The organism is Streptomyces sp. NPDC002206, assembly GCF_053593595.1.
In genome coordinates, this window is record NZ_JBSFCW010000055.1 from 1 (window position 1) to 13,731 (window position 13,731).

A 13,731-nucleotide genomic window follows, 5' to 3' on the forward strand; every position below is an offset into this window, starting at 1 on the left:
GGCCCCGGCATCCCCCCGGCCGGCCCCCCCGCGCCCGCCCCCGGCCCCGGCGGCCTCGCTCGGGGGGGCGCCCCCCCCCGGCCCGCCCACGACCACCCTTGAGATACATGACCCCTGAGGCCGCCTGTCCGCGCCACGGATCGCCGGACAGGCGGCCTCTGTGATCGTCGATTCCGCCGCAAAGCTTCCGCCGGTCAGAAACTTCTGGCTCTTCGCCGTGGCCCTCGGGGCCGGCCTTATTTGCCGGCTCCCGGGCGGCCCTCGTCGCCCTCGTCCGCCGTGGAGCCCACTTCGAGCGGGGCCACCTCGTCGAGTGGCCACCAGCGATCGCAGTATGAGCCGACCTCCGTCCGAAACTAACCTCGTCGTCGTGAACCATGTCGCAGTGCGTCTTGAGGCCGTGTATCGGAAGTGGATCTCGAACGGTGCGGCGAAGGTTCAAATCGCGGTGGGAGATCCAAAGCAGTGCAGTCATTGACGGCGACCAGGACCGGATCGACGCAGCCAAGCCGCAGTAGCACAGCAGAAACAGCAGTGGGCCCGTGGTGTCGGTCGGCACCGTGGGCCTACGTGCGTACGCCGATCATCAGTCCCAGATCAGCCTGCCGCCCTGAACACGTCCAGTTGCGCCCTGCGCCCCCGCAGAAATCTGCTCCATGAGGACGACCGTCTCGCTGAACAGAACGGTCAGTGACTCGTGAACTCCGAAGGATGGCGCATCCCCATCGCCGAATGAACCGATCTGACCGCTACGCGCATCCAGGAACTTGCCGTAACAAGCATCATCGTCCGAGATGATCGGAATCCACTGCTCATGCCAGAAGGGAAACTCCGGATCGTCGGACGGGTCGTCGCGCTCGATCTCCATCTTGAAGTGGTACGTCCGCTCCATGGCCGCGAGTCCCAGCAAATCGCGGTTGCCGGGCACGACCCCCTCCGTGACACCCTCAGGGTCATTGTCGGCCCCGGATGCCTGGAGCCACGTCCGAAGCTCGACCGGGAAAACGACGCACATGCGCTCCTCAGCCGCAGTGATCGCTGCCGGCGGAGCGGGAGCAAGGATCGACGACGCAGTCGTCGGTGCATTCGTCTCCAGCCAGTCCACCAATCGCTGCCACGCCAACTGCACGTCCCCCATGGTCATTCCTTTCTCTGAACGTCTACCTCACGGCCTGACGGCGCACCCTACGGCCCGGCAGCGAAGCGCCCCAGAAGCGCAACGTCGTGCGCGAGGACGACTTCGGCTCCAGGAACGCCCTGGGGTCCTTTTCTGTACGGCGCCGTGTATGACGACTACCGCTGAGTGGGCGGACGCTGACAGCCCACTGGAAGCCTTCCCTGCGAACTCCTCCGGCGCCGGTGTCGGGTACGGGCGCGTCTCCACGAAGGGACAGTTGCTCGACCGACAGATCGCGGCGCTGGAAGCGGCCGGCTGTACGCGGATCTTCACCGACAAGAAGTCGGGCAAGAACGTGGAGCGCGAGGAACTGTGGAAGTGCCTCGACTACCTCCGGCCCGGCGACACCCTGGTGGTGCCCTCCCTCGACCGCTTGGGCCGCTCGATCCAAGACCTGATCTCCATCGTCTCCGGCCTGCCAAAGCGCGGCATCGGCTTTCAGTCGCTTCACGAGTCGCTGGACACGACGACTCCGGGCGGCCGCCTGGTGTTCCACGTGTTCGCCGCACTCGCAGAGTTCATCCGGGAACTGATCGTGCAGGGCACTCACGAGGGCCTGGCCGCAGCGCGGGCCCGCGGGGAGCGCATCGGCCGGCCGCCCGCGATGGCGGAGGAACAGGTGCGGCACGCTCGCGCTCTGCTGACGGACCCGGAACGACGACACACTGCCCACCGGGGATCGCGTCGCCGGACTGCTGCTGATCCTCTACGCACAGAAGATCGCTACCATCAGCCAACTCACCATCGACGATGTCGACATCACCGGCGAGACCGTTGCGATCTCCTTGGGAACCTCGCCCGTCATCCTCCCGATGCCGCTGGCCACCCTGGTCCGCGAGCTCGTCGTGACCCGACGTGGCAAGGCCAAGATCGGCACCCCAGACGATGTCCCCTGGCTCTTCCCCGGCGGACAGCCCGGCCGTCCCCTCAGCGACAGTCAGATCGGCCTGCGGCTGCACAAGATCGGCATCTGGCCTCAACAAGACCGCTCCACAGCCCTGTTCACCCTCGCCGCCGAACTCCCCGTCGCGATCCTCGCCCGGATGCTCGGCGTCCACATCCAAGTCGCCGTCCAGTGGCAGAAGGCATCCGGCGGCGACTGGGCCGCCTACGCCGCCGACGTCAGCAGCCGCACCCACCCGTGACGCCTCAATGCCGATCTTCCCACCGTCAAGCACCGTGAACAGCAGGTCACGGGGCCGCAGGCCAATCCAGGTGCACCAGTTGATCAAGCTCAGGCACACTGCGCTGGTGAACGCTGATACAGTCCCGTCTCCGCAGGAACAGGCAATCCGTCATGTTGCATCGCTGTCGTCCGGGGCCCCGGTCGACCCTGCGCTGCGAGTGACTCTGAACTTTCACCCGGATCGCACGGTGCGCGACCGGCCGATCCTGCTCGCGTTGGCCGAGGACGGCGTCTATCACTCCCAGTTCGTCACGGGCGCAAGTAACGGCGGCTTGACAGCCCATCCCGGTGGCGACCGGTGGCGCTGGGAGAGCCGGATCTTCGGGGGTGCGTATGACCATGCGCCCGCGCACGAGCGACCCGTCTACGGCGCGCTGAACTTCCGGCGGAAGCCGCTCGGCGGAGCGCCCCGGTTCGGCTCCGCGCACTTTCGGCTGACTGCTGAGGCCCTCTCGCGAGCCACGTTCTGCTACCCGGACAGCTTTTTCGAGCCGTCGGCGTTCGGTGTCGCGGCCAGCATGTCCCTCATGGAGCTGGCTGAGGCCGATAGCCAGGATGCACTAGACGACTACATCGAGGCACAGGTGCACGGGCCACTCGTCCTGAACCGCGATGTCGAGGCATTGGTCCTGGACCCGAGCTATCGAGGAACCGTAGTGGAGGCAGCAGCCCGCGACCTGTCATGCCCACTCGAATGGTACCCAGGGCTCCGGCTTGCCGTCGAGGAACTCGGTCGCCACCCGGACTACCGCGGACAGGAGTACGTCGACCTGGGAACCGAGATCGCCGTTGACGGCTATCTCGATCCGCGGATCATCGGTGACGCCGCACGCACCGGACTCCATGACCAGCAAGCATTCAAGAAGGTGTGGCACTGTCTGGCGCGCTTCGGGGAACCCGAGGAACGCAACGCGTGATCAGGCAGGCATTCGGACAGTTCCAATACCCGACTCCACCACTAAACCGGCCCGGCGGAGCACAGGCCAAGTTCCTCGCCGAGGTCGGAGAGTCGGAACACAACCGAAACCTCACCTGACCCTGCAGGCCTTCCGCGACTTCCAGGCAGGCCGCCAGCCGGCCGGCCCGGGCGCCCGTGACCTCGTGAGCTTCTTCAAGTCCGTCGAGAACGAACTCCTCCAGGACGCCGCGGCCCCGCAGATCAAGAACGGCGACCAAGAAGTGATCAATTTGCTGTCCCGGCGAGCCGGCACCCTGCACCTGGGCCTCGCGAACTACTGCTGGTTCATCGACCCGGACAAGGCCCTCCGCCTCAAGCTCGCCCAGAACAAGGACCGCAGCCGCCCTCTGGCTGGGATGTGTGACTCCGCCCGATGCCCGCAGGCCACCCACCACCCCTGCCATCGACCCGTCTGGGCGTCAGCCGCCGCCAGCAGCAGGGTCTTCATCGGAAAGATCGGCCGGTCCCAGAAGGCCGAGAAGGCGCGACTCACCGCCGAGGCCGAGCGGGCTGACCACGTCGTCGCCGCCATCGACGCGGCCCTGGCCACCGCTACTGGAGGAGTGCATGGGAAGGATCAGTGACACCGACCGGAGTCGGAACGAGGAAGCGATCCGGGCCGCCATGGACCGGCTCCTTCGCGGCGAACTCCCGCCCGGCGGCCGATGCGACCTCAAGACCCTCGCGACAGAGGCGGGAGTGACCCGCACCGGCTTCTACCCGAAGAGGGACCGGGACGGCAGCGTCCGGGAAGGGCCCTACCAGCACCTTGGTGACGAGTTCGTACGCCGCCTGGCGGCCCTCCGGGAAGCCGGGGAGGCGCCAGACCCCAGAGACGCCCAGATCGAGCGCTTGAAGGCCCAGAACGCCGAACTGAAGGACCGCGTCACCGACCGGGACGCGACCATCGAGGAGCTGACCGAGTTCAAGAGACTCGCACTGTCCCGGCTCGCCGCCCAGCACGACGAGATCACGCACCTGCGCAGCCCACAGCCGTCCCCCGAGCCGCCACCGCCCGCCAAACTGGCCACCGTCCCCCGCGCCAGGACCACCGCCATCGGCACCTGCAGCTGACGGCTGAAGAGCGCCCTCTGACTGTCCGCCCTACCGGCGGGCCGGAAATGGAGTTGCGACTCACGATTCGGGCGCAATAACGTGCCGCACGTGGCTTGATCTCCCATGCCGCCGGCTTGACCGGCGGTCGAAGGTGCACTCCGCCGCCGTCGGCATCCGACCGCGGCTCATGGACATGCCTAGGAGATCTCACTATGGCCCCGAGCCACATGCCTGACCGAGCCGACACGGACACTGCTTTCACTGTCCTGAACGAGGCCAACCAAGCCCATGGCACTGACTTCCAGCTGGATCACCGATTCGATGACGGATTCCAATCGGGAGCCTGGCTGCTGACCGACGGCACAGGACAACAGGCGGTGCTGAAATGGAGCCCTGACCGCGGCTGGGCCTCGCAGATCGAGCGCGCTGCCAGCGGCGTCGCGAAGGTCCACTCGATCGGATACCCAACCCCAGCATGGCTTGTCGTCGGTGTTACAACCGACGGTTTCGGCTACCAGATTCAGGAACTCGTGCCCGGACGCAGCCGGAACCAAGTGACCTCACGCGAGGCCCAGTTGCTGATCGACGTCCTGGAGACGCACGCGGGCCTCGACCCCGACCCGCAGCGGTGCTGGTCTCAGTTCCTGACGGGGCAGATGACCGACCAGCGCGACGAACTGTTTCAGGGGGCAGCCGAGACTGGCCCAACGGGGCAGAAGCTGGTCAACGCCTGCGAGCGACTACTCGCTGCCCACGGGCCCGTCGCTCTGCCCACGGGTGACCTGGTCCACGGAGACTTCCGCCCCGGCAACATCCTCTTCCATGGAAACCACGTCAGCGGCGTCATCGACATCGAAGCGTTGGGCAGCGGCACTCGCGCCTTCGACTACGCAACGCTGCTGAGCGCCCATGACATCACGCCCGAAGCGCTGGAAATGCTCTGCAGCGCCGGCGAGCAGGTCGCTGGCCCCGGCGCCCTTGCTTACTGCTTCGCCCAAGTTGTCCTCGACCTCACCGTCTTCGTCCACCAGCGAGAGCTACAGCCAGGCATCCAGAATGTGAGCAAGCTCCTCGATCGCGTGGTGATCCTTTTGAACCGCGCTGATGGGACCTAGACGAGTTGATCCGAAGTGATTACGGCGTGGTCCACCATTGAGGCCGCGACGTGCTGGCCTGGCGACGAACCCGTGCGGTCCGCTTCGGGTCACGGGTCACCGATCACGGGTGCATCCGCCCGATCTGCGGCCGACAGAGGTAGAACAGTTCGGGGTCGCCCTCGTCGAGGCCGTGGAGAAGGCCGACCGGGCTCCATCCGGCTCGCTGGAGCAGTCGCTGCATCGGCTGGTTGGAGACGTTGGTCGAGGTGAACAGTTTGGGGGTCATGCACGAGGCGGCCACGGCGTCCAGCAACCGGTGACCAACGCCTCTGCCGCGGGCTGATGACGCCACCATCAGCATCGTGACGAAGCCCTGTTCGAAGAACGTGTACTCAACCACGCAGTAGCCGAGCAGGCCAGAGGCGTCCTCCGCTACGACCACCAGGCCCTGCTGGCACCACCCTCGGATGCTCGCTTGTCGCTCGCTGTCACCTTCGACTGCGACCGCGTCGATTTCAGCCAGCGCGTCCGACTCCGACTCACCCGCGCGGCGCACACCGAACTCACCGAGGCCCACTGCATCGTCTATGAGTCCATGCTGTCAGTTCGCACCAGAAGCCCGCCTGCTCCCGGTCCTCCATCCCGGACCAGGTCGTTAGCCTCGCGCTTTCATGAGCCAGAGCACCTGAGCGTGACCAACATGTCCAGGAGTGCTTTTGACCTGGGGCGATAGGGCATTCCGGGGTTCTGATGGGCAGTAAGAGGACTTCACTCCTGAGGTGCAGACAAGTAGCGGGTGATCGTCGGCTGGACATCAGTCCCGGAGATTCCCGGTAACCCTCCGGGGGGTCGACCGGTGGGGCAGGCGTCCCGCGACGAATCTCCTTGCCGATCTGCAGATGGCGACCTATCGTCGGCCCGCACCGCTCCCGACCCGAAGGCCGTTGATGTCTGTCCGCCCTGCCATCGCCCGCGACGCCGACTTCCTCTGGCGCATCTTGCTCGAGGCATACAACTGGAGCGGCGAGCAGCGGTTCACTGCCGAGCAGCTCGCCGCTGAGCCGCACGCCGCGCGCTACCTCGTCGGCTGGCCCCACAGGGACGACTTCGGGGTCATCGCAGAGACCGACGCCGGCGAACCGATGGGCGCGGTCTGGGCGCGGCGCCTCCCCGAGAGTGAGCCCGGATACGGCTTCGTCGCGCCGGACGTCCCCGAGCTGACCCTCGGCCTATTGCCCGAACACCGCGGCCGCGGGCACGGTCGGGCCCTGATGGAGGCGCTGATCCAGGCCGCCGCAGGGGGACTGGCCCCGGTCGCTCGGCTCAGCCTCAGCGTCGAGGACGGCAACCCCGCTATGCACCTCTACACTGCCCTCGGCTTCACCCGGGTCGGGCGAAACGGCAACTCGGACACAATGGTTCTGAACGTCCGGACCTGCCCCACAACGCTGAGCATTCCTTGACTCAGGAGAGTGCCTCTGACCTGGGGTGATAGCGCTTGTCTAGGGTCGAGTCGTCGCAGGGAAGAGGCACTTTCCAGGTGAAGCAGCGTGGTGGGGTGGATCCGCGCGTCCGTATCCGGGGCGATGGTAATGGTGCTGTCTCACAAGCTGGTGGGGTGCTGCTGGTGGATGAGGCAGTTGGCCACCGCCGCGATGATCGTTTGCCTCTATCTGACCGGCATGCGACCGCAGGAAGTACAAGGTCTGCGGTCCGGCTGCTGCCCCGACCCCGAGGACGGCAGCCGCCACCTCATCCGCAGTCACCACTACAAGAACGTCACCATCGACGACGGCCAGCACGTCTCGGCCGGCGAGGTACGGGAGGTCCCCTGGGTCGCCATCACCCCGGTCGTCCGCGCGATCCGAGTCCTTGAACGCATGGTCCCCGAGGGCGAACTGCTCTTCGGTTCCGCCCATCACGACTTTGCCCGCGGCCGCCAGCGCGGCGGCGCCTTGAAGAACAGCAGCATGAACCAGCGGATCGAGGACTTCATCGCCTGGATCAACCGGGAGACCGAATCCCATGGGCTGCAGAACCAGGGCGTCCCCCAAGACCCTCACGGCGCCATCGGGCTCGGGCGGTTCCGCCGGACCCTGGCTTGTGCACGCTCGGTCAGTGACCAGGTAGCTGTACGGTCCGCGGGTGTTGAGACATAGAGCCTGGTCAGTCCACTACAGCTCGCGGGACCTGCCGCAGCCTGAGCCGCAGCCCTGGCACCTGCGGATTTCCCCGGACGAGTGGGAGGTGTGGCTCGATGACCTGGGCATTCCTGATGGCACGCCGTACCTGTTGTCGCCGCGCTTCGTCTACGACACGTACCTGAACTCGTACTTCCATCGGGTGAACCTCCTGGAGGGCCCGCTGAACAGTCAGATCAACCGGGCGTCGGCCCTCTGCAGGAAGCTGAACTTCCTGCATCAGAGCCGGGGCGGGAAGGACTGGCGGGACGCGACCGAGGCCGATCACACGGCCTATCACTACTGGCGGCGCCTTGATCCCCGCGGGCCGCGGGTCGACGGGGACACGTGGAGCCAGGAGGTCTCCCATCTGCAGCAGTTCTACGTCTACGCGAAGCGCAAGCAGTGGGTGTCGGAAGTGCCGATCCCGCAGCGGCCGCGACGTGACGGGAAGGCCGAGCAGAAGGGGAACAGGCGCCGCTCGAGGCCGGTGGACGCCAGGGAGACAGTGCCAGCGAATTACGCTCACGACACCGGTGGCGAGGTGATCGAGTGGTTGCCCGCACCGTCTTACCGACGATGGCGGGACGTGGGAGTCCTCGGCTACGACCGCGAGGGCCTGCCCCGGGACAACTTCCGCGGCCGGTGGGCGTCGCGCAACGGGACCTTCACTGACTCCACGGTCCGCACCGGCCTGCGGCTGGAAGAGCAGGCCAGCCGCCTGATCACGGAAGTGCCGACCGGACCCGGCCCGACTGGCTACAGCAAGTCCTGGCTGCCCAAGGCAATCGCGAAACGGAACTCCGCGCGATGGGTCTACGAGCCGGCCTCGGTCCGGCGGGACCTGACGGCCTACGCGGCCGAGGACCGGCAGTGGGTCATCGAGGAGGCCCGCGACGCAGGCCGCTACCGCAAGATCCGACGGCCGATCGTGATCGCCGATCCGCAGAGGCCGCACCTGGCCCAGTACACAAGCGGCATCCACCGCGGCGAGAAAATCAACGTCCGGATGCTCGGCCCGCGCGAGCGTCGGCGGCTACTGGTCGACACCGAACAGGGCCTGGCGCCCGCGATGTTCTGGCTCGGTGAGAGCGGGATGCCGCTGACCTTGTCGGCATGGAAGGACATGTTCACCACGGCCAACCAGCGGTGCGAAGACCAGGGACTGGACCTCTTTGCCCACGCCCACCTGCTAAGGCACACATTTGCCGTCATCACCCTCGAGCAGCTCCAGCGCGGGCACATCGCCGCACTCGGCGACATGAACCCGGCCCAGCGACTGCACTACCAACGGATCTTCGGCGACCCCATGGACTGGGTCCGCCGCAGACTCGGACACGCCTCGCAGCTGTCGACCTTGATCTATCTGCACGCCCTGCAGGAACTGGAAATGGAGACCCGCATGGCCCTGGTCCCCGACACCTGGGAGGACCCCCGCGACACCCCGGCCGCGGCCCTGGGCGACGAAAAGCCCCCGCAGGACCTGCCCGAGGAGAAGGAGACGACGCCGTGACCCGCCGGGGCCGGGGCAGCACCGGGCCGGCCCGCCGGTCAGCTCTGCCAGCCGCGGACTACGAGGCCCCAGCCCTCGTTCACGAAGGGGCATCAGGGGGACTCGTCGTCGACTTCCACGGTGAGGACGGCCGGCGGGGCACATTCGATGTCGGCAAGCTGCCACTGCCTGGGTGGCATTCTCTCCTCGCCGAGGCATTCGCGATGCGGACCGGCCCTGGCGGCGGGCTTCGTACTCTCTCCGGAGCCCAGAACAGGTGGTTGCCCCTCCGGCGATGGACGTACTTCCTGGCCTCGCTGGACCCTCAGCCTGTGGTGCCGGCGCAACTCACGCGCTATCACGTCAACGCCTTCCATACCCGCACGGACTCTGCGGCGGGCACGCGGCAGAGGGATATGGCGGAACTGCAGGTGTTGTTCGGTCAGGAGAAGATCCGGGACCAGATCCCCATGGAGGCTCGGGACGCGTTCGCGAGGCGCCTGCCGGGGCCCAGGACGAGTCCGGAGGGCGGATACTCGGCCGGCGAACTGGACCGGCTGACTGCCGCTGCACGGGCGGACACCGCCCGGATCGTCCGGCGCATCCGCGCCGGTGAGGAGTTGGTACGCCGACAGCAGGACGAGTCCGAGGGCATCCCTCCACAGCAGCAACAGCTGGCCCAGGTACTTGCGGGCATGGCTGAGACCGGGGAAGTCCCCCCGGGCACGGGGATTGATCAATGGCGGGAACGGCGGGAACTCGCTGCCCGCCTGTTCCTGACTTGGAACGACCTGGCGCCCTTGATGGTCCTCCTGGCCCTCGTGACGGAACGGAACGGAGAGACACTCAAGGAGTTGCCCGCCCGTCACCGGCTCCTCGAGGACCGGGCGGTCGAGGTTCGCCTGGTGAAACGGCGCCGCGGAGCTGACCGCTGGTTCGAGACCGTGACCTGGGAGATCGGCCCGGAAGGGCGCGAGCTGCACACACCCGGCGGTCTCTATCTCCTCCTGCTTGAGCTGACCGCTCGCAGCCGGGCGTTCTGCGACTCGCCGTCTGCGCTCTGCGTGTGGCGCAACGGCCACCGCGTCCACGCGAGGGGGACGAGACACGAGCACTACGCACCGTTCGACGCGGACCTGCGGGCCGGCGGACAGCTGCAGCTGAGCACATGGGCGGCGACGCGCACGAAACCCGTCCTGGCCGACCCGCCTGCACCGACCGAGTCGGCGAAGGGGCAGGAGAACGCCCTCCCCTCCGTCGAGATGCCGCTTCAGGTGACCTTCAACAAGATCAAGACCAGCGTCGATACCCGACGGACCCGCCAGCTGGGTGGGCACCTGCCGTCCTCGGCGAAGAGCAACACGGCCCAGGTGCTCTACACCAACTACCTCCGGCCAGATCCATCAACCCGTGAATGGGCGGAGGGAGTGATGGCCGACGCGCTCGCCGACGCGGAGCAGGCCGCCCGGGACGCGCATGCCGAGGTCGTCCGCCGCCGCGGCAGCCCCACCGTCATCCCGAGCGGCAGCACACCGGACCAACTGACAGGAGCCGGCCTGGCTCCAGGAACCGCGCATGACCTGGCCCACGGGCACCTCGACACGGCCTGGAGTGCCTGCGGGGACTTCCAGCATCACCCGGAGACCGGCAAGCCCTGCGGCGACTCGTTCTTGCTCTGCTTCCTCTGCGGCAACTGTCTGATCACCCAAGATCACCTGCCGCGCCTGCTGGCTCTCCTCGAGGCCCTGGGACGTCTGCGGCAAAGGATGAGCGAGGAGGAGTGGTGGAAGCGCTACGGCCTCGTCTGGGTCGCTGTCCGCCGCGACGTTCTCGGCAAGTTCACCCCGGCACAAGTCGCCCAGGCGCAGAAGGAACAGGTCCCCGACGCTCTCCTCGATCTCGTCGAAGCACCCTGGGAGACGCCATGAACAACCTCATGAGCGCGGGCATCCACGACGCGCCACTGCAGAACGCGTACGTCCACGTCTTGGCCGGGCGCCCGTTGCGGCCGGGGACCCGCCTGGAGGACACCGCGCGCTTCAGCGACGATGTCTGGCGGCTGGCGCCGGCGATCGTGCAGGTCCAGGAACGGACAGTAGTGCTCAACTTCCCCACGATCCCGGCGCGATTCCGCCTCGCCACCAAGCGCTTGTTTTATGCACTGCTCTGTTCGGAACTGGAATCGCCACCTGGCGAGAACCGCCCCTCGATCGCCTCGGTCCGCACCGCTTTCGGCGAAGTGAAACGCCTGCTGACCTGGCTCGACTCCAGTTGGCCCGCCGACCGAGTCGAGTTGTCCGCCATCTCGCCCGCCGACCTGGGCCGCTACAACCGGCATCTGCTGACCCTCTTCCCTCACCGGGACGGAGCCCGAGAAGCCGCTCGAGCCGCAGTACGACTTCTCTGGCGTTGGCGCATTCACCTCGGGAATGACCAGCTCCGATTCGATCCGCTGCAGCTCGACGGGTGGGGCGAAGAACGGACCCAACGTGGTCGGGAGAACGGGACCGGCCGACTCCCCGAAGACGTTCTGGGTCCCTTGCTGGTCTGGGCACTGCGATTCATCGACGACTTCGCTCCGGACATCCTCGAAGCGGACCGCAGATGGCGCGAGATCCGGGCCGCGGGCGTGGGACGGGTGACCAGCCACCGGATCGACGAACGACTACAGCAGCTTCTTGATGACCACATCGCGGCACGACGGCCCCTGCCTGGCTATCAAGGCAAGATCAACATCAGCCACCTCGCCGCCACGCTGAAATGCCACCGCCGAGAGATCAGCAAACGCCGCGAGGCCATCGACGCAGCGGCTGCTGTCGTCGGCGTTGCGGATGCCGCCTTCGTCGACGAAGCCATCCAAGGGGCCCTGGACGGCCGCCCCTGGATCAAGGCGGTCACCATCCATCACACGCTGCCAACCAGCCTGGCCGCCCTCGCACGCCACCTGCAGTCCGCCTGCTACATCGTGATCGCCTTTCTCAGCGGCATGCGGGACAGCGAGGTCAAACACATCAAGCGCGACTGCGTGGAGGCCAAGCGCGACGAGGACGGCAATGCCTACCGCTGGCGAGTACACAGCCGAGCGTTCAAGGGCGAAGAGGATGCAGAAGGCGTCGAGGCGACATGGACCGTCTGCGAGCCCGTCGTCCGCGCAATCAGAGTGCTTGAGCAGTTGCAGCCCGCCAGCCAGAACTACCTCATGGGTGCCCTCCTCCACGGACCGGGCCAGCCGATGAAGGCCGGCGTTGATCGAGCAGTCGGCGTCGGCGCCACCAACCAGAACCTCAATCTGTTCGCCGACTTCGTCAACGAGCTCTGCACGGAGCGGGGACGCACCGACACCATCACAGCTGGTCAGGGCCATGCACTCCGGCTCAAGACGAGAGTCTTCAGACGTACTCTGGCTTGGTTCATTGCGCGACACCCCGGCGGCGTCGTCGCCGGAGCCCTCCAATACCGCCATCACAGCATCCAGATGTTCGAAGGCTATGCGGGGACCAGCGATTCAGGGTTCCGGGCCGAGGTTGAAAGCGAGCAGGCGATCGCCCGCGGCGAGGTCTACATGGAAATGATCGACTCCCACCAGCACGCGGGACTAACCGGTCCGTCCGCCGAAGAGGCAGCCCGTCGGCTCACAGAGTTCGGTGAGCGCGCGCAGTTCCAGGGCCAAGTCGCGCTGGACAGGCACCGCCTCAAAAGGATCATGAGGCGTCACGACCCGGCGATCTATCCCGGCGAGTACATCACCTGCGTCAACGATCCGGCCAAGGCCCTCTGCGAGAGGGCTCGCCGAGGCAACAGCGAGGGACTTCCCTCGCACGGCGGATGCCTGCCGTTGGCCTGCCGCAACGTCACGCTCACCCCCGAGAACATCGCCGCCTGGCAACGCGAGATCGTCCGCATCGACAAGCGCATCGCCTCGCGGCCGACGCTGCCACCCCGCCTTCGACAGCTCCTTGAGAGCCGACGGGCTGAGATCGTCGAGTTCCTGACGGCGAACGGACAGGAGGACGTTCCGGCATGACCCGCAACGTCCCCGACCTGCCCGAGGCCCTGGTCCGCAAGCACCTCCAGGAGGTGCTGGACACCTGCCGCGAGACCAACAAGCAGCCCAGTGTCCTCATGCTGGCCCGCCGCCTTGACCTGACCAACACCACCTTCCGCCGCCGTTACCCCGACATCGCCCGAGAGATCGCTGATCACCGGGCCACCCCCGCCGCCCCTCGCACTGGTCCGACCGCGCACGACAGACTCGTCGCCCGCAACGCGAAGCTCCGGCGGCGCAACCGCGAGCTGACCACTCAACTCGCCCTCGCTGCTGCCCAGATCCAGAACCTCGCCCTGCGCAACGAACGACTCAAAGAGGCACTGGAGGAGACGTCGAACGTCACGAGCATCAACAGCAGGACCCCACGTCGTTGAACAAGAAGCCACAAGATGGTAGTTCGTAGGTCTTCCGGGCCGAGCCGCGCGTCATCAACGCACCAGCCGGAGCCATGCACGGACCACGGTCAGAGCACCCGGCGCAGCCGGGTCGGCGAGCAGCAGCTGGGGCAGCTGCGGGTGGGCAAACCGTCCGGCACCT

General features: G+C 66.9%; 12 protein-coding genes and 2 pseudogenes. 12 read left to right on the forward strand and 2 right to left on the reverse strand.

The window, feature by feature from the left end:
• Window positions 1-586: 586 nt before the first annotated feature.
• On the reverse strand, window positions 587-1,138 hold the full coding sequence (locus tag ACWCP8_RS38985) for an SMI1/KNR4 family protein (protein ID WP_451121235.1): 552 nt from the start codon (window positions 1,136-1,138) through the stop codon (window positions 587-589).
• 148 nt (window positions 1,139-1,286) lie between these two features.
• Here ACWCP8_RS38985 and ACWCP8_RS38990 point away from each other — a divergent pair.
• The 6 genes and pseudogenes from ACWCP8_RS38990 to ACWCP8_RS39015 form a co-directional block, all read left to right on the forward strand.
• Window positions 1,287-1,748: pseudogene (locus ACWCP8_RS38990) on the forward strand (recombinase family protein); the annotation flags it as partial.
• 241 nt (window positions 1,749-1,989) lie between these two features.
• A complete protein-coding gene (locus ACWCP8_RS38995; RefSeq protein WP_352271983.1) occupies window positions 1,990-2,322 on the forward strand; it encodes a hypothetical protein in 333 nt (110 codons plus the stop codon).
• Window positions 2,323-2,404: 82 nt separating this feature from the next.
• Window positions 2,405-3,280: a DUF3626 domain-containing protein gene (locus ACWCP8_RS39000; RefSeq protein ID WP_451121261.1), complete on the forward strand. Its 876-nt coding sequence runs from the start codon at window positions 2,405-2,407 to the stop codon at window positions 3,278-3,280.
• A 184-nt stretch (window positions 3,281-3,464) separates the two neighbouring features.
• Complete coding sequence (locus tag ACWCP8_RS39005) at window positions 3,465-3,905, forward strand: hypothetical protein (RefSeq protein ID WP_451121237.1); 441 nt, start codon at window positions 3,465-3,467, stop codon at window positions 3,903-3,905.
• Window positions 3,889-4,395 (forward strand): hypothetical protein, encoded by a 507-nt coding sequence (locus ACWCP8_RS39010; RefSeq protein WP_451121239.1) that lies wholly within the window; start codon window positions 3,889-3,891, stop codon window positions 4,393-4,395. The genes ACWCP8_RS39005 and ACWCP8_RS39010 overlap by 17 nt, the downstream gene beginning before the upstream one ends.
• Before the next feature lie 194 nt (window positions 4,396-4,589).
• Window positions 4,590-5,492 (forward strand): phosphotransferase family protein, encoded by a 903-nt coding sequence (locus ACWCP8_RS39015; RefSeq protein WP_352271959.1) that lies wholly within the window; start codon window positions 4,590-4,592, stop codon window positions 5,490-5,492.
• A 103-nt stretch (window positions 5,493-5,595) separates the two neighbouring features.
• On the opposite strand, the gene ACWCP8_RS39020 is transcribed toward ACWCP8_RS39015, so the two are convergent.
• Window positions 5,596-6,051 (reverse strand): GNAT family N-acetyltransferase, encoded by a 456-nt coding sequence (locus tag ACWCP8_RS39020; RefSeq protein ID WP_352271961.1) that lies wholly within the window; start codon window positions 6,049-6,051, stop codon window positions 5,596-5,598.
• 370 nt (window positions 6,052-6,421) lie between these two features.
• On the opposite strand from ACWCP8_RS39020, the gene ACWCP8_RS39025 reads away from it, so the two are divergent.
• From ACWCP8_RS39025 to ACWCP8_RS39050, 6 genes and pseudogenes are all read left to right on the forward strand, one after another.
• Window positions 6,422-6,937: a GNAT family N-acetyltransferase gene (locus ACWCP8_RS39025; RefSeq protein WP_352271963.1), complete on the forward strand. Its 516-nt coding sequence runs from the start codon at window positions 6,422-6,424 to the stop codon at window positions 6,935-6,937.
• A gap of 168 nt (window positions 6,938-7,105) precedes the next feature.
• Window positions 7,106-7,576, forward strand: a pseudogene (locus ACWCP8_RS39030) (integrase); the annotation flags it as partial.
• Between the two features lie 43 nt (window positions 7,577-7,619).
• Window positions 7,620-9,167, forward strand: a complete 1,548-nt coding sequence (locus ACWCP8_RS39035; protein WP_451121242.1) for a tyrosine-type recombinase/integrase — start codon at window positions 7,620-7,622, stop codon at window positions 9,165-9,167.
• Between the two features lie 395 nt (window positions 9,168-9,562).
• A complete protein-coding gene (locus ACWCP8_RS39040) occupies window positions 9,563-11,074 on the forward strand; it encodes a hypothetical protein (protein WP_352271967.1) in 1,512 nt (503 codons plus the stop codon).
• Window positions 11,071-13,170 (forward strand): hypothetical protein, encoded by a 2,100-nt coding sequence (locus tag ACWCP8_RS39045; protein WP_352271969.1) that lies wholly within the window; start codon window positions 11,071-11,073, stop codon window positions 13,168-13,170. Before ACWCP8_RS39040 ends, ACWCP8_RS39045 begins: the two co-directional genes overlap by 4 nt.
• Entirely contained in the window at window positions 13,167-13,568 is a 402-nt protein-coding gene (locus tag ACWCP8_RS39050; RefSeq protein WP_352271971.1) for a hypothetical protein, read from the forward strand. Before ACWCP8_RS39045 ends, ACWCP8_RS39050 begins: the two co-directional genes overlap by 4 nt.
• Window positions 13,569-13,731: the final 163 nt, after the last annotated feature.

Excerpts from the sequence above, each read along its gene's own strand:
- ACWCP8_RS39010 (WP_451121239.1), top strand. The coding sequence starts at position 3,889 with ATGGGAAGGATCAGTGACACCGACCGGAGTCGGAACGAGGAAGCGATC.
- ACWCP8_RS38995 (WP_352271983.1), top strand. The coding sequence starts at position 1,990 with ATGCCGCTGGCCACCCTGGTCCGCGAGCTCGTCGTGACCCGACGTGGC.
- ACWCP8_RS39045 (WP_352271969.1), top strand. The coding sequence starts at position 11,071 with ATGAACAACCTCATGAGCGCGGGCATCCACGACGCGCCACTGCAGAAC.
- ACWCP8_RS39040 (WP_352271967.1), top strand. The coding sequence starts at position 9,563 with ATGGCGGAACTGCAGGTGTTGTTCGGTCAGGAGAAGATCCGGGACCAG.
- ACWCP8_RS39015 (WP_352271959.1), top strand. The coding sequence starts at position 4,590 with ATGGCCCCGAGCCACATGCCTGACCGAGCCGACACGGACACTGCTTTC.
- ACWCP8_RS39025 (WP_352271963.1), top strand. The coding sequence starts at position 6,422 with ATGTCTGTCCGCCCTGCCATCGCCCGCGACGCCGACTTCCTCTGGCGC.
- ACWCP8_RS39050 (WP_352271971.1), top strand. The coding sequence starts at position 13,167 with ATGACCCGCAACGTCCCCGACCTGCCCGAGGCCCTGGTCCGCAAGCAC.
- ACWCP8_RS38985 (WP_451121235.1), bottom strand. The coding sequence starts at position 1,138 with ATGGGGGACGTGCAGTTGGCGTGGCAGCGATTGGTGGACTGGCTGGAG.